Origin of the sequence: Flavobacterium psychroterrae (genome assembly GCF_018380615.1) — a bacterium.
In the GTDB taxonomy this organism is placed as follows: Bacteria; Bacteroidota; Bacteroidia; order Flavobacteriales; family Flavobacteriaceae; genus Flavobacterium; species Flavobacterium psychroterrae.
Window position 1 is genome coordinate 100,935 of the sequence record NZ_JAGYVZ010000002.1, and the last position, 23,449, is coordinate 124,383.

Genomic DNA, 23,449 nt, shown 5'->3' on the forward strand with positions numbered 1-23,449 from the left:
GTATTTTTTTAGTTTAATTCCCGTTAAAAAATATAGAAGTAAATCTTCTTGTAATTTTATTACTATTCTTGCTTTAGGAAAGAAATGAAAGCTCCGATTCAAATAAATGAATTCTGGTTTTTTAACGAGTGACTCTAGTCCTTTTTTTAGAAAAATAAATCAACTTGAGAATTTATTTTTTCTACATAATAATCTATTTTCCTAATTGCTCTATTAAAAAATAGATTTTGTTCTTTAATACCGGATTGTCCTAAAGGCTTGGAATTGATGATTTGTTGTTTGAAAAATTGATGTACATTTTTACAGCTCTCTTCATTATCAGTAATAAAATAGCCTAAAAGGGTGTAGGGTACAAACATTGTTAATTTTTCATTTGTTTCTATTAGCATATTATTATTTAGTAATATTAGTTCATTATAATAGATAGAAAACTTATTATTAGAATTGTTGCACTTTTCCTTAATCAAATTGATAATTCTCTTCAAGTCTATACATAGTGCATTTGCATTTTTCAGATTAAGTAAACCGGCTTCATAAAAATATAAAATTTGCTGTAAACTGCTGTTTATTGTAGTGTCGTTCCATATTTCATTTACAATAGTGTTTTGGTAAACAGTTTTAAGTTTTAGCATATATTCTGAAAAAGAATCTTCGATCACAAAATTCTCAAATGAAACTTTATTCTGATTTGTATTTAAAAGATTTAACCATACAAAAGCTTTAAATTTTGATAAAATAGTTCCGTCCATAAAATAAAATAGCGGAATATCCTTTGCAGAATAGAAAAGTGTAGCTGTGGAACTCTTCGTTAATATTTCAATTTGTTCTGCTGATGTTTTGAAATATTGACGCATATCTTTTAATGTTTCTATCTCAATTGTTTTCTCAACAATAACTTTTTCTTTTTTTGAAAATAAATTATCGAGAGAAATGTTGAAATGATCAGCCACTTTTACGGTTTCATCTATTGAAAATTTACTTTTTCCGGATATTCGTCTGTGTGATGCATCATAACTGATTTCTAAAATAGTTGCAATTTCATCTATTAAAGAAACTGAAGTTGAAATTTTACTTCTAATTGCTTTTAAAAATATTTCCTGATATTTCATAATTTTTGCGATAATCACAAATGTACAAAATGAAATTATTGATTTATGCAAACCCATATGTGATAATTGCAATAAGTTTGCCTTGATAATTTTAAATATTTAATAATGAAAACATCATTTTTGGCATTCTTCTTCTTTGTTTTTGGGTCAATACATGCTCAGGATACAATCAAAATTCAGCCTATAGATTCTGTTGAGAAACATTCACAAATTTTTAGTCTTTCTCCTATTTCTAAAAAAGTAGATATGATAAACGGACTAGTTCTTGGAGTGGGACATGTAGAAAATAAACATGTGAGTTCACAAACCATAAACGGTATAAATGTAGAAGCAAATCCAGCGCCGGCAGCTGGTGCTTTAATGACTTTTATGGCGTTGATGTATTTGCCTGAAATTATTAAAACTAACAGAAAACCCGATAGTATTAAAAAACTTGAAGAGCATTATAAGATTAAAAAGATGAATTATAAGCCGCTTTTAAAATTAAATGGTTTGAATGTTAGTTCTGGATGTTTTTTTACTACCACAAGTATGAACGGAATAAATGTTTCGACAGCAAATAAGTTCGTAGATTTTAATGGTGTTTCAATCACTGTTTTGGGAACAATTGCAGACAATCAAAACGGGATTGCAATTGGGATTTATAATGCTAATAACGATTTGGCAGGTTCTACGATTGGGCTTTACAATCAATCGTATCGTTTAAGAGGATTGCATATTGGTATTTTTAACAAAACCAGAATGAATAAGGGATTGCAGATAGGAATGCTTAATAAATCAAACTCTAAGGGTTTTCAATTAGGGTTTTGGAATATAAACAACAAAAGGGCAATGCCTTTTTTAAATTGGTAGGATTATGAAAAAAGTTCCTTTTTTACTTATTGCTATTCGATTACTATTAGGTTTTGTAATGATTTTAATAGCAAATAGTGATTTTATCTATGTTAGATTAATTTTAGTGTTATTAATGATATTAGGATTATTGACTGACATTTTTGATGGTATTATCGCTCGGAAAGTTGGTGTGTCATCAGAAAAATTGCGTCGAATGGATAGTCAGGTCGATTTAATTTTTTGGCTTTGCGTTGGGTGGTGCGCCTGGTTATTAAATCCCGAAATAATTCTGGATCATAAATATGCTATTATTTCAATTTTTGTAATGGAAGGTTTAACATATGTTTTTAGTATTCTGAAATTCGGAAAAGAAACATGTACTCACGCTCTTTTATCTAAATTATGGGGTATAACATTATTGGCAGCATTTGTTTCTATGATTGGTTTTGGTCATGCTGGAATTCCTTTTTTTCTTGCTGTATTTTTTGGAATCACAGGACATATTGATGTTTATCTAATAATTTATTTCTTGCCGATATGGACACATGATGTTCCTAGCTCATATCATGCATATTTAATTCGAACCGGGAAAACAATTAAGAAACATAAATGGTTTAATGGTTAATTGTTTTTAATAATGAGATTAATCAACAGAATGATTTTAGGATAGACAAAAAACGAAAAACCCCAATTCAACTAATGAATTGGGGTTTTCTATGAATAAACCTTTAGTAAACTAAGATCTGATTACTCTTTTTTCTCCTCACGTGGAGGTCTTGGAAGAAGTGCTTTTCTTGACACTTTTTCTTTTCTTGTTTTAGGATCAAGTCCTAAATATTTAACCTGGAATACATCTCCCATGTTTACAACGTCAGTAACATTTTCAGTACGTTCCCAGGCAAGCTCAGATACGTGAAGCAATACTTCATTTCCTGGTGCAGCACTATATTCAACTACAGCTCCAAAATCAAGCATTTTAATTACTTTAACTTCATAAGCTTCTCCCATTTGAGGTTTGAAAGTGATAGATTGGATTTTTGCCAATACTGCTTCAATTCCAGCAGGATCTGTACCTAAGATTTCGATTACACCTTCTTCGTTTACTTCGTTGATTACGATAGTTGTACCTGTAGCTTTTTGTAATTCCTGAATTACTTTTCCACCAGGTCCAATTAATGCTCCAATAAAGTTTCCAGGAATAGTTCTGGTGATGATTTTTGGAGAATGCGCTTTCACATCTGCATTTGGTTTTGCAAGAGTTTCAAGTAATTTTCCTAAAATATGTAAACGTCCATCACGAGCCTGAGCCAAAGCTTGCTCCATGATTTCGTATTTCAATCCGTCAATTTTGATATCCATTTGACAAGCGGTAATACCTACTGAAGTTCCGGTTACCTTGAAATCCATATCTCCTAAATGATCTTCATCACCTAAAATATCAGATAAAACTGCAAAACGATCACCATCAGTAATCAATCCCATTGCAATTCCGGAAACTGGACGAATCATTTGAATACCAGCATCCATTAACGCTAATGTACCAGCACAAACTGTAGCCATAGAAGATGAACCGTTTGATTCCAATACTTCAGAAACAACTCTGATAGTGTATGGATTTTCAGCAGGAATCATGTTTTTCAATGCTCTTTGTGCTAAGTTTCCGTGACCAACTTCTCTTCTTGAAGTTCCTCTTAACGGACGAGCTTCTCCTGTTGAAAATGGTGGGAAGTTATAATGTAAATAGAATTTTTCTTCTCCTTGTTCAGATGGTGAATCAATTTGGTTTGCTTCTCTAGATGTTCCTAAAGTTGCAGTTGCCAAAGCTTGAGTTTCTCCACGTGTAAACAAAGCAGAACCGTGTACAGATGGTAAATAATCTACTTCACACCAGATAGGTCTGATTTCTGTAGTTTTTCTTCCGTCAAGACGAGTTCCTAAATCTAAAGTTACATTACGAACAGCTTCTTTATTGGTTTTGTAGAAGTATTTAGCAACTAAATCTCCGTTTTCTGCCAATTCTTCGTCTGTAAATAATGCTTTTACTTCTTCTTTTACAGCATCAAATGCAGCAGAACGTTCGTGTTTAGCCGAACCAACTTTAGCAATGTTGTAAATTTTATCATAAGCTGCTGCTTTTACTTTTGCGTAAATAGCATCGTCAGTTTTTTCAGTTTCATAAGTACGAACTTCTTTTTTTCCAAAAGCAGCTGCCAATCTTTCTTGGGCAGCAATTTGTACTTTAATATGTTCGTGAGCAAATTTAATTGCTTCTAACATTTCAGCTTCTGAGATTTCTTTCATTTCTCCTTCTACCATTGCGATAGAATCAGTTGAAGCTCCAATCATCATATCAATATCTGATAATTCTAATTGTGCGCGGGATGGATTGATGATAAATTTACCGTCAATTCTTCCAACTCTTGCTTCAGAAATTAAAGTTTCAAAAGGAATGTCAGACAAAGCAAGTGCTGCCGAAGCTGCTAATCCTGCTAATGCATCTGGCATAACTTCTTCGTCATGAGACATTAACTGAATCATAACCTGAACTTCTGCGTGATAATCACTTGGGAAAAGCGGACGTAAAACACGGTCAACTAATCTCATTGTTAATACTTCGCTGTCGCTTGGGCGAGCTTCTCTTTTAAAGAAACCACCTGGAAAACGACCTGCTGCTGCAAATTTTTCGCGGTAATCTACCGTTAACGGTAAAAAGTCAATACCTGGACTTGCTTTTCTTGATGATACAACTGTTCCTAAAATAACAGTTTTACCAATTCTTACTACTACAGAACCATCAGCTTGTTTGGCTAAACGTCCTGTCTCGATTGTGATGCTTCTGCCATCACCTAAATCGATACTTTCTACAAATAATTGTGGAATCATAAATTTTTTCCTTATGGGTTATACAATGGGTTTTAGTTGTGTTGTAGTTGTTGTGTGTAGTTGTTGTTTATTCTAAAACCCAATGAAAAACCAAACTTTTTTTCTTTTTAAAAATGCTTGTAATATATATAATCTGTAAAAACAAAAAGAGGCACTCTCGCACCTCTTTTCTATATTGATTATTTTCTGATATTCAATACTTTGATAATCTCACGATATCTGTTGATCTCTTTCTTTTTCAAGTAATCTAACAACGATCTTCTTTTACCTACTAATAGTACTAGTGAACGCTCTGTGTTATAATCATGACGATTTTTTTTCAAGTGCTCAGTTAAGTGACTAATTCTGTAAGTAAACAATGCGATTTGAGCTTCTGCTTTTCCAGTGTTTGTTGCTTCACCGTGTTGTGCAAAAATCTCTTCTTTTTTCTCTTTAGTTAAATACATTCCAATATTATTTAATGATTTTTATGTATGTCATACATCTTTTGTAAGACGGTGCAAAAATAATACTTTTTTTCCGAAAAAATAAATTTAAAGATTGAAAAATTTGAAGATTTAGCAATTAAGGTCTGAAAATCTTTTTATATGAATCTTTAAAAGTCGATTTTTTTAGAATAATTTGGCAACTTCCTCATTTACAAATTCTAAAAATCTTTCGTCAGCTTCAGTAAAAGGGTCAATTACGTGGCTGTCAATATCAATTTGACCAATATTTTGTCCGTTAACAAATAGAGGAACCACGATTTCAGACTTTACCGTAAAGCTGCAAGCTATATAATTGTCTTGTGCGGCAACATCCGGCACTACAAAATTTGCATTGCTTTCAGCTACTTGTCCGCAAATTCCTTTTCCAAAAGGGATTACAGTATGATCCGTTTCTGCTCCAACATAAGGACCTAAATGTAAAGTTTTAGCCTCGTGATTAGCGAAATAAAATCCAACCCAGTTGTAATATTCTACATTTTCATTTAAAAGTTGGCAGATTGCTAATAATTTTTCGTCTCTAAGAGTATCGCTATCAGCTACAATAGCACTTATTTTTGGTTGTAATTCCTGAAATGTCATGATGTGAAAATTTTATACAAAAGTATTTAAAGCAAATCTCAAAAAATACATAAATTTGAAAAAAATTTCCATTGAAAAAATACCTTACACAATTTAAACCCTTCCTTATATTTATAAGCACTTTTTTTGCTGCATATATTTTGCTTACAATAGCTTATAAGTTTTATCTGGATTCTTTTAAAACAACTGATGTAGACGGAATAACGTATGTCGTGGGTAAAAATGTATATCAATTAATGAATTTGTTTAATTGTGATATCAAAATCAACGAAAGTATTTCTAATGCCTGGTTAGAAGTTTGGTACAATAAAAAATATGTTATTAGAATTGTTGAAGGTTGTAATGCTGTGAGTATTTTTATTTTGTTTTTTTCTTTTATACTTGCTTTTTCAGGAAAACTCAAAACTACAGTACTTTATATCCTGTTTGGCATTATGTTTATTTACGTACTTAATGTGATCCGAATTGCTTTACTTGCAGTTTTGTTGTTTTATTTCCCGGAACAAAAACATATATTGCACGGTGTCCTTTTTCCGTTGATTATTTATGGAGCAGTTTTTATTTTATGGGTGATTTGGATAAATAAATTTTCTAAATATGCTACATAAACTGTTTGCACATAAATTCAAAATCCTTATTGTGCTACTTATTATAGTGAGTTTTGGACTTATTAGAGCTTTAGAGAATAAAATATTTTATGATCCGTTTTTAATTTATTTTGAATCAGATTTTAAAAACTCCCCTTTTCCCGAGGTGGATTCTCTTAAACTTTTTTTTGGGCTTCTGGTTCGGTTTATTTTAAATACCATTTTATCATTGCTGTTAATTTCTACTTTGTTTCAGGATCTTGAAATCTTAAAATTTAGTACATTAATATATGGATTCTTTTTAGTGATACTTTTAGGGATGTTTTTTATCGTTCTCAATTATTTTCCTGACGGAAATTGGCTTCTTTTTTACGTTCGAAGGTTTATTATTCAGCCCATATTTGTCTTGTTATTTATTCCTGCATTTTATTATCAGCAGCAGAATCTTAAAAAATAACAAATAATTAAATCTTTTTTCAAGTCTTTTAGGTAGTTTTGTATCATGAATTTAAAAAAGTGCACGGGATTATTTTTAGCGTTCCTATTGTTGGTTTCCAACATTGGGTTTGCTTTTGATGTGCATTATTGCGGAGGTAAAATTGCTTCTGTTTCATTAAATACTTCGGTTGCTGCATCTCCTGAAAAGAAATGTTGTGGCGCATCTGAAAAAAAAGCCTCTTGTTGTAAAGACAAAGTGGTTCATTTTGAGAAAAAATCTGACAATGCAACCATTAAGTTTTTCTTTTTTCAATTTGCTTTTCCAGCTGTAATTCAAGAATTTAAACCAATTGCTTTTTTATCAATTCCAAATTTCAAAAGCAATCAAATTACTTCGTATTATTCTGATGCGAATGCACCACCATTGTTTAAATTATATAGTCAGTATATTTTTTATTCCTGATTTTAATGTTTAGAATCAAGCCACTTATAGGCTTGCATTATGCTGTTTGCCAATTTCTCAGTTTTTGAGAATTTATCTTAAAACAGCTTTTCTATTAAACATTAAAATCTTTTTTATGCAAAAACATATTCTGCTTTTGGGTATGATTTTACTTTCTGTCTCTGCTTTTTCGCAAGAAGATTTAGAGGAAGTAAAAATCACCAAAAAGCAAAAAGGACTTAAAAAATCCTATACGCTTACCGCCAATACTACAATGATTACAAGCAAAGAGTTGCTAAAAGCTGCTTGCTGTAATCTGGCTGAAAGTTTCGAAACAAATCCATCAATAGATGTCAATTTTTCTGATGCTTTGACTGGAACCAAACAAATCAAAATGCTTGGTTTAACAAGTCCGTATTTAATGATTACCGAAGAAAATATTCCTTCGGTTCGTGGAGCTTCTCAGGCTTACGGATTATCATTTACGCCTGGAACATGGATAGAAAGTGTCCAGATTACTAAAGGCGCCGGAAGTGTTATTAATGGTTACGAGAGTATTTCGGGACAAATTAATACAGAACTTTTGAAGCCTTTGAGTGATATTCCATTCTTTTTAAACGTATATGGTTCAACCGATGCTCGTTTTGAGGTAAATACACACTTCAATAAAAAATTATCTGATAAATGGGCAACAAGTTTATTCGTTCATGGAAATGCCCGTGTCGCAAAAAATGACATGAACGATGATGGTTTTCTGGATAATCCTTTAGGGAAGCAAATCAATGTTTTGAATCGTTATCAATATTATAATCCTGAAAGTGGCATAGTTAGTTTTATCAATTTCAGGTATATGAATGATAAAAAACAAACCGGAGAAGTTGATTTTGATAAAGACAGAGATCGTGGAACAACAAATTTTTGGGGCTCAGAAATCAATACAGAACGTTTTGATCTTTCTACAAAAATAGGTTATGTTTTTAAAGATATGCCTTATCAAAGTATTGGTTTTCAGAATGCTTTTAATAGTCATAATCAAAATTCGTATTTTGGTCTGAATTTATATGATATTAAGCAAAATAGTTTTTATTCGAATTTGATCTTTAATTCGATTATCAACAACACGATGCACAAATTCTCGACAGGTTTGAATTTTACATACGACCAGTATCAGGAGTTTGTAAACGTAAATGACTATAGCAGAATTGATAATTCAGTAGGAGCATTTTTTGAATATACGTATGATAATGCCGATAATTTTAGTCTGATTTTAGGCGGGAGAGTTGACAATCATAATCGTTTAGGCTTTTTTGCAACACCTCGTTTACACATGAGATATAATCCGTGGAAAGATGGAGTGATTCGTTTTTCCGCAGGAAGAGGAAAACGTTCAGCTAATATTTTTGCAGAGAACCAACAATTGTTTGCTAGTTCAAGAACGTTCTCGATTTTAGATACAAATGGAAAAATTTATGGATTAAATCCTGAAATTGCATGGAACTATGGCGTAAGTTTTTCTCAGAAATTTAAAATTTTCAATAAAAATGCCGAAGCCGGATTTGATTTCTATCGCACCGATTTTCAGAATCAAGCGGTCGTTGATTTAATGCAAAGTCCACAGCAGGTTTCTTTTTATAATTTAAGAGGAAATTCGTTTGCAAATAGTTTACAGGTTGAATTTAATTATGAGCTTGCCCATAATTTCAATTTAAGAACAGCTTATAAGTATTATGATATCCAAACAGATTATTTAACCGGAACATTTCAACGTCCGTTACAATCCAAACATCGTTTTTTAGGGAATCTGGAATACGAAACAAATCTGAATGATGGTAAACAATGGAAATTTGATTACACCTTTAATTGGTCTGGAAAACAGCAATTGCCTTACACGGCATCAAATCCTGTTGAAGATCAGTTTCCGGATTTTTCACCTTCATACGCAGTTATGAATGTTCAGGTTACAAGAGTTATTTCGCCGGTTTTAGAAGTGTATGTGGGCGGAGAAAACATTGGTAATTATAAACAGGAAAAAGCAATTCTGGGTTCCGAAGATCCTTTTGGACCTAATTTTGATGCATCAATTGCGTACGCTCCAATTTTTGGACAAATGTATTATGCAGGTTTACGATTTAAAATAAAATAAGAGTTCAATGACAATAATAATGTCAATCTCAAAAATCAATTTCAATAACAATAAATAATAATAAAATGAAATCAGCGATTCACGAATACAAAAAAAGCAATACAAAAAGCATGAGTAAAAATATACTTTTAATTGCAATGATCACTTTTTTAGGATTTTCAGCTCAGGCTCAAACTAAAAAAAATAAGAATTTAAAATACACTACAGAAGTAAACGGTAATTGCGAGCAATGCAAAAAGCGTATTGAAAAAGCAGCTTTTAGTGTTCCCGGAGTAAAAACGGCGACTTGGGATATTAGTTCACATCAATTAGCGGTGATTTTAAATGAAGAAAAATCATCTCCAACAGATTTAAACAATGCGATTGCTAAAGTAGGTCATGATACTAAGGAAGTTAAAGCAACAGAAACTGATTATGATAATTTACATTCTTGCTGTAAGTATGTAAGAGAATAATAATGTTGAGAGCCCAAGTGTAAAACTTGGGCTTTTCAATAGTTAATTTATCTTTAAAATATAGCATTTTATTGGTGTTGAAGCAAATTATTGTTAATTTCACGAACTTATAAATATAACCAACGCATTTATGAATAATTTTGATTGGACTCAATTAATTAACCCCGAATTTTATATAACATTAAGTATCGGTGGTTTTCAAATTGGTTTATTTATTGTTTTGTTTATAGTATTTGCTGAAACAGGACTTTTTGCAGGTTTTTTTCTTCCGGGAGATAGTTTGCTTTTTTTGGCAGGGATCTACAGTCGTGACTTAATGCTGAATGTTGTTGATATTCCATCTGATTTTTTGAACGTTTTTTTACTTTCAACTTTAGTTGCAATAATGGGCGTTTTAGGGAATATGACAGGATATTGGTTTGGAGCTAAAAGCGGTTATTATTTATTTAAAAAAGAAGATACTTTTTGGTTCAAGAAAAAGTACTTATTACAATCAAAAGATTTCTTTGAAAAGTACGGTGGGAAAGCTATTATTTATGCCCGTTTCCTTCCAATATTCAGAACATTTGCGCCAATTATTGCAGGGATAGTTTCTATGGATAAAAAGAAGTTCATGTTCTATAATGTTTTAAGTTCATTTTTATGGTCTTTTATCTTGATTTTTGCGGGTCATTATTTGTACGGCGTATTTTTAAAACAAGGAATTAATCTAAAACACCATATTGAATATATCATTATTATAATCGTTATTATTTCTACATTCCCTGTATTGATAAAACTTTTAAAAAAGAGACCAAGCGAAAAGATTTAGTTAAAAATATGTCATAAAAAAAGTCCGAAGTTTTAAACTTCGGACTTTTTTTATGCTTGATTACGATTGCTAAATCATTTATAAGATTGTTCCAGACTATGATAAAGTGGTTTAGTCAAATGATTTAAAAGCTCTACAAACTAAAATGAAAGTCTTACTATAGTTTTCTCTTAACGATGACCTATCATCAAATTGGAATTTGGAATTTTTATATTGGAATTTCTTAAAGATTACCACTCATTTACTTTATTTGCATCCATCTTTAAGAAGATAAATAACAAAATAGTGAATCCCCAAAGTCCGGAACCTCCGTATGAAAAGAAGGGTAGGGGAACTCCAATTGTTGGAAAAATTCCGATAACCATTGCAATATTTACGAAAAAGTGAGTAAATAAAATTCCAGCAACGCAATAACCATAAACCCTGCTGAATTTTGTTTTTTGTCTTTCTGCTAAATAAATAACCCTTAGAAATAACCCTACAAACAGAATAATAACCACTAAAGAACCAGCAAAACCCCATTCTTCACCAACCGTGGTAAAGATGTAATCTGTGTGCTGCTCAGGTACAAAACCTCCTTTGGTTTGCGTTCCTTCAAGGAAACCCTTTCCTATCCAGCCTCCTGAACCAATAGCGATTTCAGATTGATTTGTATTATATCCAATACCTTTCATATCGACCGTCTTTCCTAGTAATATATTAAAACGATCACGGTGATGCTGTTTAAAGATATTATCAAAAACATAATCTACGGATAGTACAAAAGCAGATATTATAGCGAGTAAAATACCACTTAACAGAATGTTTCGATCAACGGCTCTTCCTTTAAAATGTATGATTATTAAAACTCCTAAAGCAATTAAAATAACTGCGTATGGTTCTAAAACGAGTGTTAATACAAATAATAAAATAGTAATAAAACCAGTCCAGACATACCATGAAGGTAATCCCTCTCTATATAAAACAACAATAAAAATACTATATATCAAGGCGCTTCCCGGATCGGGTTGTGGTAAAATCAGTAAAACAGGTAAAAAAACAATTGCCAATGCCTGAACTTGCCTGTTTACATCTTTCAGGTTTATTTGAGTGTCACTTAAATATTTTGCCAATGCTAATGATGTTGCAGCTTTTGCAAACTCAGAAGGCTGTATAGTGAAACTTCCTATTGCGTACCAGCATCTTTGACCGGCAATGGTTTTTCCAAAAAGAAATAAACCGGCTAATGATAATAAAGAAACTCCAAAAATGATACTGGCATATTTTTCATAAAACTTTCCATCAACAAAAAGCACGACGAAAATCAAAGGAATTGTACATCCAATGAAAATTAGTTGCTTTTGATAAGTTCCTTCTGTTGATAATAGTGATGAGGAATAGATATTTAGCCACCCTAATATCACTAACGAAATGTAGATAAAAACGCTTATCCAGTCAATGTTATTTTTTACACTTTGATTTTTCATTTGAAATAATCTTATTAGTTTTCTTTAGTGGTGTCTACAGGAATATTTTTAATTTCTGCTTTTGGTTTAACGATTTTAGCTTTCATTACAGAATCTTTTGGAGTAGATTCAATTGCACTGGCTTCAGTCATTCCTCCTAATTTTGCATATTCGCTTGCTAAACTCTTGTTCAGTACTCGAATTTCTAAATCATTTCTTGTGATTTTCTTTCTCAGATATTTTTCAATCATCAAACTTGCGATCGGACCGGCAACTGTAGCTCCAAAACCTCCGTTTTCAATCATAATTGCGATAGCAATTTTAGGATTGTCTTTTGGCGCAAAAGCAACAAAAATAGAGTGATCTTTAAGTTTTGTTCTAACTCCGTCAATTTTAGCGTAGTTTTCAGCTGTTCCTGTTTTTCCACAAATATCAATCCCTTCTACGCGAAGGGCATGTGCAGTTCCCATATTGTAAACATCAAATAAACCGCTAATAACCGGTGGAAAATATTTCTTGTCAATTGTAGTTTCGTGCTTTGTAGTAAATTTAGCATCTATTTTTTTTCCTTCAATCTTTTTAATGATATGAGGCGTATAATAATAACCTTGATTGGCAACTGTAGCCATCATATTTGCTAACTGAATAGGTGTCATTAAAACTTCACCCTGACCAATAGCATTCGATACAATAGTTGTGCTTCTCCAGCCTCCGTTAGGATAGATTTTTTTATAGGTTTTAGATGTTGGGACATTTCCTTTTTTACCGATTGGCAAATCATATCCCATAAACTGACCAAGTCCAAAACTTTTTACGTGATCACTCCAGACATCAACTGCTTTACCCGGATTGTTATATTTGTTGATAGTCAACATATACGCCTGTGCAAAGTACGTGTTACAAGAATTATAAATTCCGTTATGTAATTGATGAGGACCAAAACCGTGACATTTCATAAAACGACCTCGACCGTAGCTAAATCCGTGGTGACACATGAAAGTAGTTTGCTCGTTAATTACACCTTCTTGTAGTGCAACTAAACCAGTTAAGATTTTAAATGGCGAACCAGGAGGATATTCGGCTAAAAGTCCTCTGTCGTATAATGGCTTTGCTATTGAATCGTGATATAAAAGGGTATAGTTTTTAGATCTTTGTCTTCCAACTAAAATTCCGGGATCATAAGATGGCGCAGTAACTAATGCCAATATCTCACCGGTTTTAGGTTCGATGGCAACAATTCCTCCTCTTTTATTGATCATTAATTCCTCACCATACTTTTGAAGTTCAGCATCAATCGTTAGATTAATGTCTTCTCCGGCAACGGCGATAGTATCGTATTTACCCTCTTTATAAGAGCCAATTTCTCTGTTATATTTGTCTTTTTGAATGTATTTTACACCTTTTATACCGCGTAAAATTTCTTCATAACTTTGCTCAACTCCTTGCTGACCTATTAAATCTCCGCTATTATAGTATGGGTTTTTAGCAATTAGTCCTTCGGTTACCTGAGTAATGAAACCAAAAATGTTAGCGCCATAATCTACTTCATAATCACGAAGTGAACGTTTTTGGAAATAAAAACCCTCATATTTTCTAATTTTTTCCTGGAAAGCGGCAAATTCATTTTTGTTTAACTGAGATAAAAATACAGAAGGTAATCGCGGACTATAAACTTTAGCTTTTGCGATTCTTTTATCGTAGTCTTCTTTTGTGATGTTTAGTAAAGTACAGAATTCATTAATATTCAGGTTTTCCTTGATTTCTCTGGGAATAACCATGATATCATAGGAAGCCTGATTAGCTACTAGTAATTTACCATTTCTATCATAAATATAACCTCTTTCCGGATAGTCATACTGTTTCTTTATTGCGTTATTTTCTGATTTTAGTTTAAAAGAATCATCTACAATTTGCAAATAGAATACCCTCATCACCAGCAAAGATGCTGCGATAATAATTAAAGAGGGCAGCAGAACTTTTCTCATCGTTTATTGGGCTTAATAAGGTAAATTATTATAATTGAGGTAATTATTGTAAAAATAGAGCTAAATAATGTTCGGAGTAAAATATCCCAAATAAATTTAAACTGGAAAGCTTCGAGTACAAATAATACAATATGATGTAATACGACAGATACTAAAATAAATGAAAACCTTTCAGGAGTCAAAGACTCGTTTAATTTAATCGTTTGATATTCATAACTCAATCCAAATGAGAATTTAAATATATATGGCCTGTAATAAGCCAGAATCACACATGCTGTTGCGTGAATTCCACCGGAATTACAAAACATATCCATTGTAAGTCCAAGTAAAAAGCTGGAGATAATTAAACCCGCTCTGTTACTGTTTACCGGATACAAAATAATGTATAGGATGTATGGAAAGGGACTTATGTACCCTAAAAAATTCATATTATTGAAAATAACAATCTGAATTGTTAGTAACATAATAAATCGAAAAATATTGACTAACAAAGCGCTATTCATTTTTCCCTTTTTTTTCTAAATTAATAAGCTCGTCTCTATCCTTACTCTTAATAATGTATACATGTCCAAGATTTGTCATATCGTTAAATAGTTTAACGTTTATAACATAATAGCTTGTATTTTTTTTGATATAAATTTTATCAACAGTACCAATATTAATTCCTTCAGGAAAAATTACAGATTGACCACCGGTAACAATTGTATCTCCTTTTCTAATTGAAGCTAATCTTGGAACATCTTCTAATTGTACAAATCCTGTACTTTTTCCGTCCCAGGTTAAAGATCCAAAATGATTGGATTTTTTTAATTTGGCATTAATGTGTGATTTCATATTCAAAATGCTTATCACTGTTGAATATCTTGGTGAAGTATTATCAATTACCCCAATAATACCTAAGCTATTTATAACACCCATATCTTGTTTAATGCCATCATTAGCGCCGGAATTTAATGTAATGTAATTTTCGTGAGTGCTGTACGAGTTATGAATTACTTTTGAAACAATAATATCAGCAGGTTTTACTCCTTTAATGCTGTCTGGTAAAGGTGCTTTTGTGGTATCTTCTTTATTAAATAAAAGGCTTTTTAATCTTGCGTTTTCAAGTACCAGTTCGTCATTTTCGGTTCTTAAATTCAAATATTCATTTACGTGATTAATTTTTTCATAAACACCGCCGCTTAAAAAATTAGCGGAACTGATTACTCTGCTTTTATGAAAGGAATGAGATTGAATTGTGAGTGCCAACGAAATACCTAAAAGCAGCAAAAACAGCAATCTATTACTGTTTCTTATAATAAAATTAAAAATTTGCTGCATTTCTTGTTCGGTTATTTTGTTTCAGGATATGCTATTAAGTTTCAAATTTTATAAAAGTCAAATTCGATCAATTTGACTTTTATAAAAATATATTTGATTGTGTGAATCTTATTTAATTAAGATGCTTTTGAATTTTGCAATGTTTTTAAGTGCCATTCCGGTTCCACGAACTACAGCTCTTAACGGATCTTCGGCAATATAAACAGGTAAATCTGTTTTTTGCGAAATACGTTTGTCAAGACCTCTTAACATAGATCCACCACCAGCTAAATAAATACCAGTGTTGTAGATATCCGCAGCTAATTCAGGAGGAGTTTGAGATAATGTTTCCATTACAGCATCTTCAATACGTTGAATAGATTTGTCTAATGCTTTTGCAATTTCACGGTAAGAAACGTCAACTTGTTTTGGTTTACCCGTAAGTAAATCTCTACCCTGAACAGACATATCTTCCGGAGGACCATCTAAATCTTCGATAGCGGCTCCAATTTGAATTTTTATTTTTTCAGCTGTACTTTCTCCCACAAAAAGATTGTGTTGTGTACGCATGTAATAAACAATATCGTTTGTAAAAACGTCACCTGCAATTTTTACAGATTTGTCACATACAATTCCGCCTAAAGCGATAACTGCGATTTCAGTAGTACCACCACCAATATCAACAATCATGTTTCCTTTTGGCTGCATAATATCGATACCAATACCAATTGCTGCTGCCATTGGCTCATGAATTAAGTAAACTTCTTTTCCGTTTACTCTTTCACAAGATTCTTTTACAGCTCGCATCTCCACTTCAGTAATACCAGACGGAATACATACTACCATGCGTAAAGCTGGAGTAAACATTCTTTTCTTCAAAGCCGGTATACTTTTGATGAACATGTTGATCATCTTTTCCGAAGCATCGAAATCAGCAATAACACCATCCTTCAAAGGCCTTATGGTTTTGATATTTTCATGCGTCTTACCTTGCATCATATTGGCTTCCTTACCAACAGCAATGATTTTGCCTGATATTCGATCACGTGCAACGATTGACGGACTATCAATAACAACTTTATCATTATGTATGATTAAAGTGTTTGCGGTACCAAGGTCTATCGCAATATCCTCGGTCATGAAATCAAAAAATCCCATAAGTTTTTTAGGGGTTTAAAATGTTATAAATTATTTTCAACAAAGTTAAACAAATTAATGTTTAAAATGACGTGTTCCTGTAAATACCATTGCAAGATTATTTTCGTTGCAATAATTTATGCTTAATTCGTCTTTTATTGAACCTCCAGGCTGAATTACTGCTGTAATTCCTGCATTTTTAGCTAATTCTACACAATCCGGAAAAGGGAAGAATGCATCACTCGCCATTGAAGCGCCGGTTAAATCAAATCCAAAAGCTTTAGCTTTATCTACGGCTTGTACCAAAGCATCAACTCTTGATGTCTGACCTGTACCTGAAGAAATTAATGTTCCGTTTTTAGCAAAAACAATCGTATTTGATTTTGTGTTTTTGCAAATTTTAGATGCAAATATCAAATCCTCTATTTCCTGGGCAGTAGGCTCAGTAATTGTAACGGTTTTTAAATGCTCTTTAGTATCTGTAATATTATTTCTGTCCTGAATTAACAAACCGTTAAGACATGTTCTCACTTGTCTCGAAGGTAATTCAACTTCATTTTGAACTAATATAATTCTGTTTTTCTTTTCTTGTAAAACTGCAATTGCATCATCATCATAACTTGGAGCAATTACTACTTCGCAAAATAGTTTATTGATTTCCTGTGCAGTAGCTAAATCAATTTTAGTATTTGCAATCAAAACCCCGCCAAAAGCAGATGTTGGATCACAAGCAAGCGCCGCTAAATAAGCTTCGCTGATTGTTTTTCTTGAAGCTAAACCGCAAGCATTATTATGTTTTAAAATTGCAAAAGTTGGCCCGTCAGTTTTGAACTCATTGATTAAGTTTACTGCCGCATCAACATCTAAAAGGTTGTTGTATGACAATTCTTTTCCGTGAACTTTTTTGAAAATAGCATCAAAATCTCCAAAAAAGAAACCTTTTTGATGAGGATTTTCTCCGTATCTTAAAATCTGACCGCCTTCGATACTTTCTTTGTAGATCGTTTCGTCAGTGTTGAAATAATTAAAAATAGCACCATCATAATGAGATGAAACGTGGAAAGCTTTTGTAGCAAGCAATCTTCTGTTTTCAAGAGTCGTTGCTCCGTTTTGCTCTGTAATCAAATCAAGAAGCAAGCTGTATTCGTTTACAGAAGCCACAATTACAGTATCTTTGAAATTTTTTGCACCGGCACGAATTAATGAAATTCCGCCAATATCAATTTTTTCAATAATATCCTGTTCACTAGCGCCTGAAGCAACCGTTTTTTCAAAAGGGTATAAATCAACAATAACCAAATCAATCTGAGGGATATCAAATTCTTTCATTTGTTGAACATCACCTTCGTTATCCTGACGGTTTAAGATTCCGCCAAAAATTTTCGGGTGTAACGTTTTTACTCTTCCACCAAGAATTTCAGGAAATGAAGTAATATCTTCAACCGGAACTACTGGAATTCCAAGGTTTTTTATAAAATCTTCTGTTCCTCCAGTCGAATAAAGTGTTACGTTTTGTTCATGTAATTTTCTAACGATTGGCTCTAGTCCATCTTTCGAAAAAACAGATATTAATGCAGATTGTATTGTTTTAGTTGTACTCATTGTGTAGTTATGATTTTCAGACTGCAAAAGTAGTTTTTTTAAATATTATTTTAAAGAAAATTAATGTAACATTATGCTAAATAAATCTACTTATGAGTAACTTAACTTTTATTAGGTTTTTGATTTTAATTTATTGAATTTTACTTTAATGAAAAATACACATATATGCTGGTTTATCTAAGGTTATTAAAAGAAAGTTTTCGCTTTGCAATAAACGCTTTGCGAAATAATAAATTACGTACCTTATTGTCCCTGTTAGGGGTTACGATTGGAATTTTCTCAATTATTGCGGTTTTGGCGGCAGTAGATTCTTTAGACAGAAAGATTTCAAAAGACTTGAGCAGCTTAGATAAAAACACGATTTATTTAATGAAATATTGTTTCGGGCCTTCTGAAATTCCACAATGGAAAAGAGAGCAATTCCCCAATGTGAAATATGATGAATATATCAGTTTAAAAAACTCACTAAATAATACCGATCAGGTCGCGTATCAGCTTTTTGTAAATCATGAAACTTTAAAATACGATTCAAAAACAGTTAGTGATGTCAATATAGTTCCTTCGTCAAGCGAAATGGTCGATATTGAAGGATTGAGTTTTGATAAAGGAAGATTTTACAATGAATCTGAATCAAATTCAGGAAGCGCCGTAATTGTTTTGGGATATGATATTGCCGAAGGACTTTTTGGAACAAGCGATCCCATCGGGAAAAATATTCGTTTATACGGACAACGTTTTACCGTAATTGGTGTAATTAAAAAACAAGGCGCAGGATTTTTTGGCGATAGTAATGATACATCAGTTTATTTACCAACGAATTTTTTACGCAGAATGTACGGCGACAGCGATTCTATGACTCCGGTAATTGTTTTAAAACCTGTAAAAGGAGTAGATATGGCCGCTTATAAAGCCGAAGTTGCTCAAAAACTTAGAGCAATTCGCGGAATGAAAGCAGGAGAATCTGATAATTTCTTTATTAATGTACTTTCCGGTTTTACTGATTTTGTCGATGGAATTCTGGGAAGTTTAAGATTTGGCGGAATATTTATAAGTTTCTTTTCCTTTTTAGTTGGAGGTTTTGGAGTTGCCAATATTATGTTTGTTTCTGTAAAAGAACGTACTAATTTAATAGGTATTCAAAAATCCTTAGGCGCAAAAAATAAATTTATATTGTTTCAGTTTTTGTTTGAAGCCGTTATCCTTTGTTTAATCGGTGGAATTATTGGTTTAATAATTGTTTTTCTAATGTCTGTTTTATTAACCAATTTATTAGATTTTGAATTTGTTTTAAGCTTCTGGAATGTGGTTATTGGCGCCGGATTATCAATTTTGGTTGGAGTAATTTCTGGAATCTTACCCGCGATTTCTGCAGCAAAATTAGATCCGGTTGAAGCGATTAGAACCGGAATGTAAATCTAAAAGTTAAATTCATTTTTTAGAACTTCAAAGGTTGCTTTATTGTTCAATATTGTTGTAATTTTAATAGCTAAATTAAAAAATAATAATATGATACCAGTAAAAGCGTATGCAGCCTATGATGCCGAAAATCCTTTAAAACCTTATACGTTTGAAAGAAAGGAAGTTGGTGCTCATCAGGTTCAAATAGATATTTTATACAGTGGAGTTTGTCACTCAGATATTCATACCGCAAAAGGTGATTGGGGACCTGTAAATTACCCTTTAGTTCCCGGACATGAAATTGTAGGTAGAATTGTTGCTGTTGGGAGCGAAGTATCTAAATTTAAAGTTGGAGAACTAGTAGGAGTTGGTTGTTTTGTTGATTCATGCAGAGTTTGTCCAAGTTGTCAATCTGGAGAAGAGCAGTTTTGCGATGAAGGAATGACAGGAACTTACAACAGCGTTGAAAGAGGAACTGATATCCCAACTCGCGGAGGATATTCTACCAGTATAATCGTCGACGAAAGTTACACACTTCATGTTTCTGAAAAATTAGATATAAAAGGAGTTGCTCCATTATTATGCGCCGGAATTACTACTTATTCACCTTTAAAATATTTAAAAGTTGGTAAAGGTCATAAAGTTGGAGTTTTGGGACTTGGAGGGTTAGGACATATGGCAGTTAAATTTGCGGTTGCGTTTGGTGCCGAAGTTACCGTGTTGAGTCATTCTCCATCAAAAGAAGCAGATGCTAAAAGATTAGGAGCGCATCATTTTGCATTGACTTCAAATCCTGAAACAATGGAATCTTTAGCAAATAGTTTCGACTTTATCCTGAATACTGTTTCTGCAAAACACGATCATAATGCTTACCTGAATTTGCTAACAAAAAACGGAACCATGATTGTGGTTGGAGCTCCGCCGGCACCGGCTGAAATTCCTGTTTTTACTTTAATCATGAAACGTAGAAGTATTATAGGAAGTTTAATTGGCGGAATCAAAGAGACTCAGGAAATGTTAGATTACTGTGCAGAACACAATATTACATCTGATGTTGAAATAATCGATATGTCGTACATTAACGAAGCATACGAGCGTATGAATAAAAGTGATGTAAAATACCGTTTTGTGATTGATATGGCTTCTTTGAAATAGGTTCAAAGTTGCAGAGGTTTTCTAGTATTGGGGTTACAACTTTGTCATTTTGAGATTTGATAAATAAAGTTCCGGAAGGAACGATTTATATTGTAGGGATAGATTTTAATCCATTCTTCACAATCCAATCGCAATAATATCGCAATCCGTATCGAAATGACAAAAAATACGCATATAAAAAAATCCTGAGAAAATATTTCTCAGGATTTTTTTTGCAATCAATATATTTTTTCAGAATCTTATTTTTCTCTTAATAATTTTTCTAAATATTCAACTTTTTCTTTTTCTGTTTGAATCATACGCTCATAAAGTTCAATTACTTTATCCAATGGATTGAATGAACAATTAACTGGATTATTTATTCCATTAGCAGTGCTATTGTCATAAAAGCTATTAAAATAATTAATCATATTTTCTTCGGTAAAGTTTTTAATTGCTTCAACACTTGCTCCAAGAGCTTTTGCAACTTCAGAAAGTTTTTCATCATCAATAGTTTCGCTGTTTTCTATTGCAGATACAGTTTGTTAAGATAGTCCTAAAGCTTGTGCCAATGCTTCTTGCTTCATGTCTTTCAGTTCACGAATACGGCTAATTTTTCGCCCTATATGATTTGGTTTTGTTGCTGTGCTCATAATTCAAAGATATTTATATTCCTTTAAAAAAAATAGGTTTTGGTAAAAAACAAGTAAAATTACGTTTGATACATTTTTGGACATTTTGCTTTGAGCAAAACTAATATTTATGCGAATCAAGAAATGTGCCTTTAGGTACTCAATATTGGTAGAAAATATGGATTTAGATCCGTTAGCGTGCCGTAGGTACGCAACAAAATAACAACTATTGCGTACCTACGGCACGCTAAATAAATCCCAATTTATGTTTTCTACCAATATTGAGTGCCTAACGGCACGAATTGCAGACTTTCAATCCGTAATCAAATATACAATTTTTCTTATAATTTATTAATTTGGATACGTCTAAATATTAAAACCGGAAATATATTTTTTAGATCTTTTTATTGACTTTGATAAAAGGTTTTACAAATTTAACTTGTTCAGGAAATGTAATTCTATTATTATCCCATTTTATATCTGCTGAAGAATAGAATTCGTTACTTCTTTTGTATTTCAAAACGGTATCTTCTTCTTGGGTTGTTCTTCTTACAACACAGAAATCTCTATGTCTAATAAAATAGTTTAAAGATTTACGTAAATCAAAAAACATCTTCGATTTTAAAGTGTCAGATTCTGATGCAATAAAAGTAGCATTCCGAAAGTCATCCTTATAATTTAATTTTATGAAATCATAGAGATTTTTATTTGAAATTTCGATTAAATCTTTAGGTTGTAAATTTGCAAAATAGGGAATTGTATCTGCAGTTTCAGTTCCGCATATAAAGCCTATTCCTTTATTTTGAAAATAGTATGCTGTAGAATCGGAATTGATAATAAATGTATTTGTTCCATAAACTAACCATCCTGGAATAGGAGGATTTGGACGAATAGTGTCTTTGCCACTAATTTTTCCTTTATTTTCCTTAGAAATTATATAGGGAATATTTTTCTCAACAATCTTAGCCTCTTTCTTAGTACAATTAAAAAGAAGTAAACCAATCATAAAGGCAATAAAAGTTCTTTTCATAAACTAAGATTTAAAATTAAATATATAAAAAAAATCCCATTTGCCTTAACAAATGGGATTTTTTATGTTTTAGAAGTTTGAAAACTATCTAATTGTATTGTTTTGAATTAAATCGATATATAAGTTAATCTTATCTTTCAATTCTTTTCTAGGCGTGATAAAGTCAAGGAAACCGTGCTCTAGAAGAAACTCAGCGGTTTGAAAACCTTCCGGTAAATCTTTTCCTGTAGTGTCACGAACAACACGAGGACCAGCAAAACCAATCAAAGCTCCAGGCTCAGAGATGTTGATATCTCCTAACATGGCATATGATGCAGTTGTTCCTCCAGTTGTAGGATCTGTACATAATGATATGTAAGGTAATCCTGCTTCGGCAAGTTGTGCAAGTTTTACAGATGTTTTAGCCAATTGCATTAACGAATAAGCTGCTTCCATCATACGGGCACCACCTGATTTCGAAATCATTACAAATGGTAATTTGTTTTTAATCGCGTGATTAATACCTCTTGCAATTTTTTCTCCAACAACAGCTCCCATAGATCCACCAATAAAGGCAAAATCCATACAACAAATAACAAGTTCTTTTCCTTTAGATTTTCCCACTCCGGTACGCACAGCGTCTTTAAGGTGAGTTTTCTCCATTACATCTTTCAATCTTTCTGCATATTTTTTTGTATCCACAAAATGCAAAGGATCTTTTGATGTCATGTTTTTATCTAGTTCAACAAATTCGTTATTGTCGAATAAAATTTCAAAATAGGTTGCGCTTCCAATTCTAACGTGAAAATCATCTTCCGGACTAACAAATAAGTTTCTGGCTAATTCGTCAGCGTCAATAATTTTTCCAGTAGGAGATTTGTACCACAATCCTTTCGGAACGTCCATCTTATCTTCTGTAGCGGTCGTAATCCCTTTTTCCTGTCTTTTAAACCAAGCCATTTTTTTAGATTTTAGATTTTAGATTGTAGATTTTAGATTTTAGACCCCAAGGAATCTAAAATCTAAAATCTGAAATCTA

22 protein-coding genes and 1 pseudogene are annotated in these 23,449 nt (G+C 32.3%); 10 read left to right on the plus strand and 13 right to left on the minus strand.

Annotated features, from left to right (window positions below; genetic code table 11):
- Positions 1-146: 146 nt before the first annotated feature.
- Complete coding sequence (locus KHA90_RS02280) at positions 147-1,109, minus strand: helix-turn-helix domain-containing protein (RefSeq protein ID WP_213294661.1); 963 nt, start codon at positions 1,107-1,109, stop codon at positions 147-149.
- Between the two features lie 105 nt (positions 1,110-1,214).
- On the opposite strand from KHA90_RS02280, the gene KHA90_RS02285 reads away from it, so the two are divergent.
- Together KHA90_RS02285 and KHA90_RS02290 are read left to right on the plus strand one after the other, a co-directional pair.
- Complete coding sequence (locus KHA90_RS02285; RefSeq protein WP_213294664.1) at positions 1,215-1,961, plus strand: LA_2272 family surface repeat-containing protein; 747 nt, start codon at positions 1,215-1,217, stop codon at positions 1,959-1,961.
- A gap of 4 nt (positions 1,962-1,965) precedes the next feature.
- Positions 1,966-2,568 (plus strand): CDP-alcohol phosphatidyltransferase family protein, encoded by a 603-nt coding sequence (locus tag KHA90_RS02290; RefSeq protein WP_213294673.1) that lies wholly within the window; start codon positions 1,966-1,968, stop codon positions 2,566-2,568.
- A gap of 122 nt (positions 2,569-2,690) precedes the next feature.
- On the opposite strand, the gene KHA90_RS02295 is transcribed toward KHA90_RS02290, so the two are convergent.
- The 3 genes from KHA90_RS02295 to KHA90_RS02305 form a co-directional block, all read right to left on the minus strand.
- Complete coding sequence (locus tag KHA90_RS02295; RefSeq protein ID WP_213294676.1) at positions 2,691-4,826, minus strand: polyribonucleotide nucleotidyltransferase; 2,136 nt, start codon at positions 4,824-4,826, stop codon at positions 2,691-2,693.
- A gap of 179 nt (positions 4,827-5,005) precedes the next feature.
- Positions 5,006-5,272 carry a 30S ribosomal protein S15 gene (gene rpsO / locus KHA90_RS02300; protein WP_041516556.1) on the minus strand — a complete coding sequence of 89 codons (267 nt, stop codon included), beginning with the start codon at positions 5,270-5,272 and terminating at the stop codon, positions 5,006-5,008.
- Between the two features lie 165 nt (positions 5,273-5,437).
- Complete coding sequence (locus tag KHA90_RS02305; protein WP_213294679.1) at positions 5,438-5,893, minus strand: GAF domain-containing protein; 456 nt, start codon at positions 5,891-5,893, stop codon at positions 5,438-5,440.
- Positions 5,894-5,964: 71 nt separating this feature from the next.
- Here KHA90_RS02305 and xrtF point away from each other — a divergent pair, with 71 nt between their 5' ends.
- The 6 genes from xrtF (at position 5,965) to KHA90_RS02335 (ending at position 10,769) form a co-directional block, all read left to right on the plus strand.
- Positions 5,965-6,501 (plus strand): exosortase family protein XrtF, encoded by a 537-nt coding sequence (xrtF, locus tag KHA90_RS02310; RefSeq protein ID WP_213294681.1) that lies wholly within the window; start codon positions 5,965-5,967, stop codon positions 6,499-6,501.
- Positions 6,491-6,937 (plus strand): exosortase F system-associated membrane protein, encoded by a 447-nt coding sequence (locus KHA90_RS02315; protein ID WP_213294683.1) that lies wholly within the window; start codon positions 6,491-6,493, stop codon positions 6,935-6,937. The genes xrtF and KHA90_RS02315 overlap by 11 nt, the downstream gene beginning before the upstream one ends.
- A 45-nt stretch (positions 6,938-6,982) precedes the next feature.
- Complete coding sequence (locus KHA90_RS02320; protein WP_213294685.1) at positions 6,983-7,381, plus strand: HYC_CC_PP family protein; 399 nt, start codon at positions 6,983-6,985, stop codon at positions 7,379-7,381.
- 115 nt (positions 7,382-7,496) lie between these two features.
- A complete protein-coding gene (locus KHA90_RS02325; protein ID WP_213294696.1) occupies positions 7,497-9,503 on the plus strand; it encodes a TonB-dependent receptor plug domain-containing protein in 2,007 nt (668 codons plus the stop codon).
- Positions 9,504-9,568: 65 nt separating this feature from the next.
- On the plus strand, positions 9,569-9,958 hold the full coding sequence (locus KHA90_RS02330) for a heavy-metal-associated domain-containing protein (RefSeq protein WP_244860232.1): 390 nt from the start codon (positions 9,569-9,571) through the stop codon (positions 9,956-9,958).
- A gap of 130 nt (positions 9,959-10,088) precedes the next feature.
- Entirely contained in the window at positions 10,089-10,769 is a 681-nt protein-coding gene (locus KHA90_RS02335; RefSeq protein WP_213294698.1) for a DedA family protein, read from the plus strand.
- Between the two features lie 230 nt (positions 10,770-10,999).
- Here KHA90_RS02335 and rodA read toward each other — a convergent pair whose 3' ends face one another.
- The 6 genes from rodA to purH all read right to left on the minus strand — a co-directional run bounded on the left by rodA (position 11,000) and on the right by purH (position 18,237).
- Positions 11,000-12,235, minus strand: coding sequence for a rod shape-determining protein RodA (gene rodA / locus KHA90_RS02340; protein ID WP_213294701.1), 1,236 nt, complete (start codon positions 12,233-12,235; stop codon positions 11,000-11,002).
- A 14-nt stretch (positions 12,236-12,249) separates the two neighbouring features.
- Positions 12,250-14,199: a penicillin-binding protein 2 gene (gene mrdA, locus KHA90_RS02345; protein WP_213294704.1), complete on the minus strand. Its 1,950-nt coding sequence runs from the start codon at positions 14,197-14,199 to the stop codon at positions 12,250-12,252.
- Positions 14,196-14,702 carry a rod shape-determining protein MreD gene (locus tag KHA90_RS02350; RefSeq protein WP_213294707.1) on the minus strand — a complete coding sequence of 169 codons (507 nt, stop codon included), beginning with the start codon at positions 14,700-14,702 and terminating at the stop codon, positions 14,196-14,198. The genes mrdA and KHA90_RS02350 overlap by 4 nt, the downstream gene beginning before the upstream one ends.
- Positions 14,695-15,519 (minus strand): rod shape-determining protein MreC, encoded by an 825-nt coding sequence (gene mreC / locus KHA90_RS02355; protein WP_213294710.1) that lies wholly within the window; start codon positions 15,517-15,519, stop codon positions 14,695-14,697. Before mreC ends, KHA90_RS02350 begins: the two co-directional genes overlap by 8 nt.
- 108 nt (positions 15,520-15,627) lie before the next feature.
- Positions 15,628-16,656, minus strand: coding sequence for a rod shape-determining protein (locus tag KHA90_RS02360; RefSeq protein WP_007804822.1), 1,029 nt, complete (start codon positions 16,654-16,656; stop codon positions 15,628-15,630).
- Positions 16,657-16,710: 54 nt separating this feature from the next.
- Positions 16,711-18,237: a bifunctional phosphoribosylaminoimidazolecarboxamide formyltransferase/IMP cyclohydrolase gene (gene purH / locus KHA90_RS02365; protein ID WP_213294713.1), complete on the minus strand. Its 1,527-nt coding sequence runs from the start codon at positions 18,235-18,237 to the stop codon at positions 16,711-16,713.
- Positions 18,238-18,402: 165 nt separating this feature from the next.
- On the opposite strand from purH, the gene KHA90_RS02370 reads away from it, so the two are divergent.
- Positions 18,403-19,650: an ABC transporter permease gene (locus KHA90_RS02370; protein ID WP_213294716.1), complete on the plus strand. Its 1,248-nt coding sequence runs from the start codon at positions 18,403-18,405 to the stop codon at positions 19,648-19,650.
- Positions 19,651-19,743: 93 nt separating this feature from the next.
- The gene (locus KHA90_RS02375) at positions 19,744-20,790 is read left to right on the plus strand and encodes an NAD(P)-dependent alcohol dehydrogenase (protein ID WP_244860233.1); all 1,047 of its coding nucleotides are present in this window, start codon (positions 19,744-19,746) and stop codon (positions 20,788-20,790) included.
- 239 nt (positions 20,791-21,029) lie between these two features.
- Here the strand turns inward: KHA90_RS02375 and KHA90_RS02380 are convergent.
- The 3 genes and pseudogenes from KHA90_RS02380 to accD form a co-directional block, all read right to left on the minus strand.
- Positions 21,030-21,422, minus strand: a pseudogene (locus KHA90_RS02380) (helix-turn-helix domain-containing protein).
- Between the two features lie 373 nt (positions 21,423-21,795).
- The gene (locus KHA90_RS02385) at positions 21,796-22,431 is read right to left on the minus strand and encodes a hypothetical protein (RefSeq protein ID WP_213294718.1); all 636 of its coding nucleotides are present in this window, start codon (positions 22,429-22,431) and stop codon (positions 21,796-21,798) included.
- A gap of 84 nt (positions 22,432-22,515) precedes the next feature.
- Positions 22,516-23,370, minus strand: coding sequence for an acetyl-CoA carboxylase, carboxyltransferase subunit beta (accD, locus tag KHA90_RS02390; protein WP_213294720.1), 855 nt, complete (start codon positions 23,368-23,370; stop codon positions 22,516-22,518).
- Between the last annotated feature and the right edge of the window lie 79 nt (positions 23,371-23,449).

Bases quoted from the DNA above. Each gene is read 5' to 3' on its own strand.
- KHA90_RS02290 (WP_213294673.1), top strand. From the start codon at position 1,966: ATGAAAAAAGTTCCTTTTTTACTTATTGCTATTCGATTACTATTAGGT.
- rpsO (WP_041516556.1), bottom strand. From the start codon at position 5,272: ATGTATTTAACTAAAGAGAAAAAAGAAGAGATTTTTGCACAACACGGT.
- KHA90_RS02295 (WP_213294676.1), bottom strand. From the start codon at position 4,826: ATGATTCCACAATTATTTGTAGAAAGTATCGATTTAGGTGATGGCAGA.
- KHA90_RS02320 (WP_213294685.1), top strand. From the start codon at position 6,983: ATGAATTTAAAAAAGTGCACGGGATTATTTTTAGCGTTCCTATTGTTG.
- KHA90_RS02375 (WP_244860233.1), top strand. From the start codon at position 19,744: ATGATACCAGTAAAAGCGTATGCAGCCTATGATGCCGAAAATCCTTTA.
- KHA90_RS02325 (WP_213294696.1), top strand. From the start codon at position 7,497: ATGCAAAAACATATTCTGCTTTTGGGTATGATTTTACTTTCTGTCTCT.
- KHA90_RS02370 (WP_213294716.1), top strand. From the start codon at position 18,403: ATGCTGGTTTATCTAAGGTTATTAAAAGAAAGTTTTCGCTTTGCAATA.
- rodA (WP_213294701.1), bottom strand. From the start codon at position 12,235: ATGAAAAATCAAAGTGTAAAAAATAACATTGACTGGATAAGCGTTTTT.
- KHA90_RS02335 (WP_213294698.1), top strand. From the start codon at position 10,089: ATGAATAATTTTGATTGGACTCAATTAATTAACCCCGAATTTTATATA.
- KHA90_RS02285 (WP_213294664.1), top strand. From the start codon at position 1,215: ATGAAAACATCATTTTTGGCATTCTTCTTCTTTGTTTTTGGGTCAATA.
- KHA90_RS02305 (WP_213294679.1), bottom strand. From the start codon at position 5,893: ATGACATTTCAGGAATTACAACCAAAAATAAGTGCTATTGTAGCTGAT.
- KHA90_RS02350 (WP_213294707.1), bottom strand. From the start codon at position 14,702: ATGAATAGCGCTTTGTTAGTCAATATTTTTCGATTTATTATGTTACTA.
- KHA90_RS02330 (WP_244860232.1), top strand. From the start codon at position 9,569: ATGAAATCAGCGATTCACGAATACAAAAAAAGCAATACAAAAAGCATG.
- KHA90_RS02360 (WP_007804822.1), bottom strand. From the start codon at position 16,656: ATGGGATTTTTTGATTTCATGACCGAGGATATTGCGATAGACCTTGGT.
- KHA90_RS02385 (WP_213294718.1), bottom strand. From the start codon at position 22,431: ATGAAAAGAACTTTTATTGCCTTTATGATTGGTTTACTTCTTTTTAAT.
- mreC (WP_213294710.1), bottom strand. From the start codon at position 15,519: ATGCAGCAAATTTTTAATTTTATTATAAGAAACAGTAATAGATTGCTG.
- KHA90_RS02280 (WP_213294661.1), bottom strand. From the start codon at position 1,109: ATGAAATATCAGGAAATATTTTTAAAAGCAATTAGAAGTAAAATTTCA.
- accD (WP_213294720.1), bottom strand. From the start codon at position 23,370: ATGGCTTGGTTTAAAAGACAGGAAAAAGGGATTACGACCGCTACAGAA.
- purH (WP_213294713.1), bottom strand. From the start codon at position 18,237: ATGAGTACAACTAAAACAATACAATCTGCATTAATATCTGTTTTTTCG.
- mrdA (WP_213294704.1), bottom strand. From the start codon at position 14,199: ATGAGAAAAGTTCTGCTGCCCTCTTTAATTATTATCGCAGCATCTTTG.
- KHA90_RS02315 (WP_213294683.1), top strand. From the start codon at position 6,491: ATGCTACATAAACTGTTTGCACATAAATTCAAAATCCTTATTGTGCTA.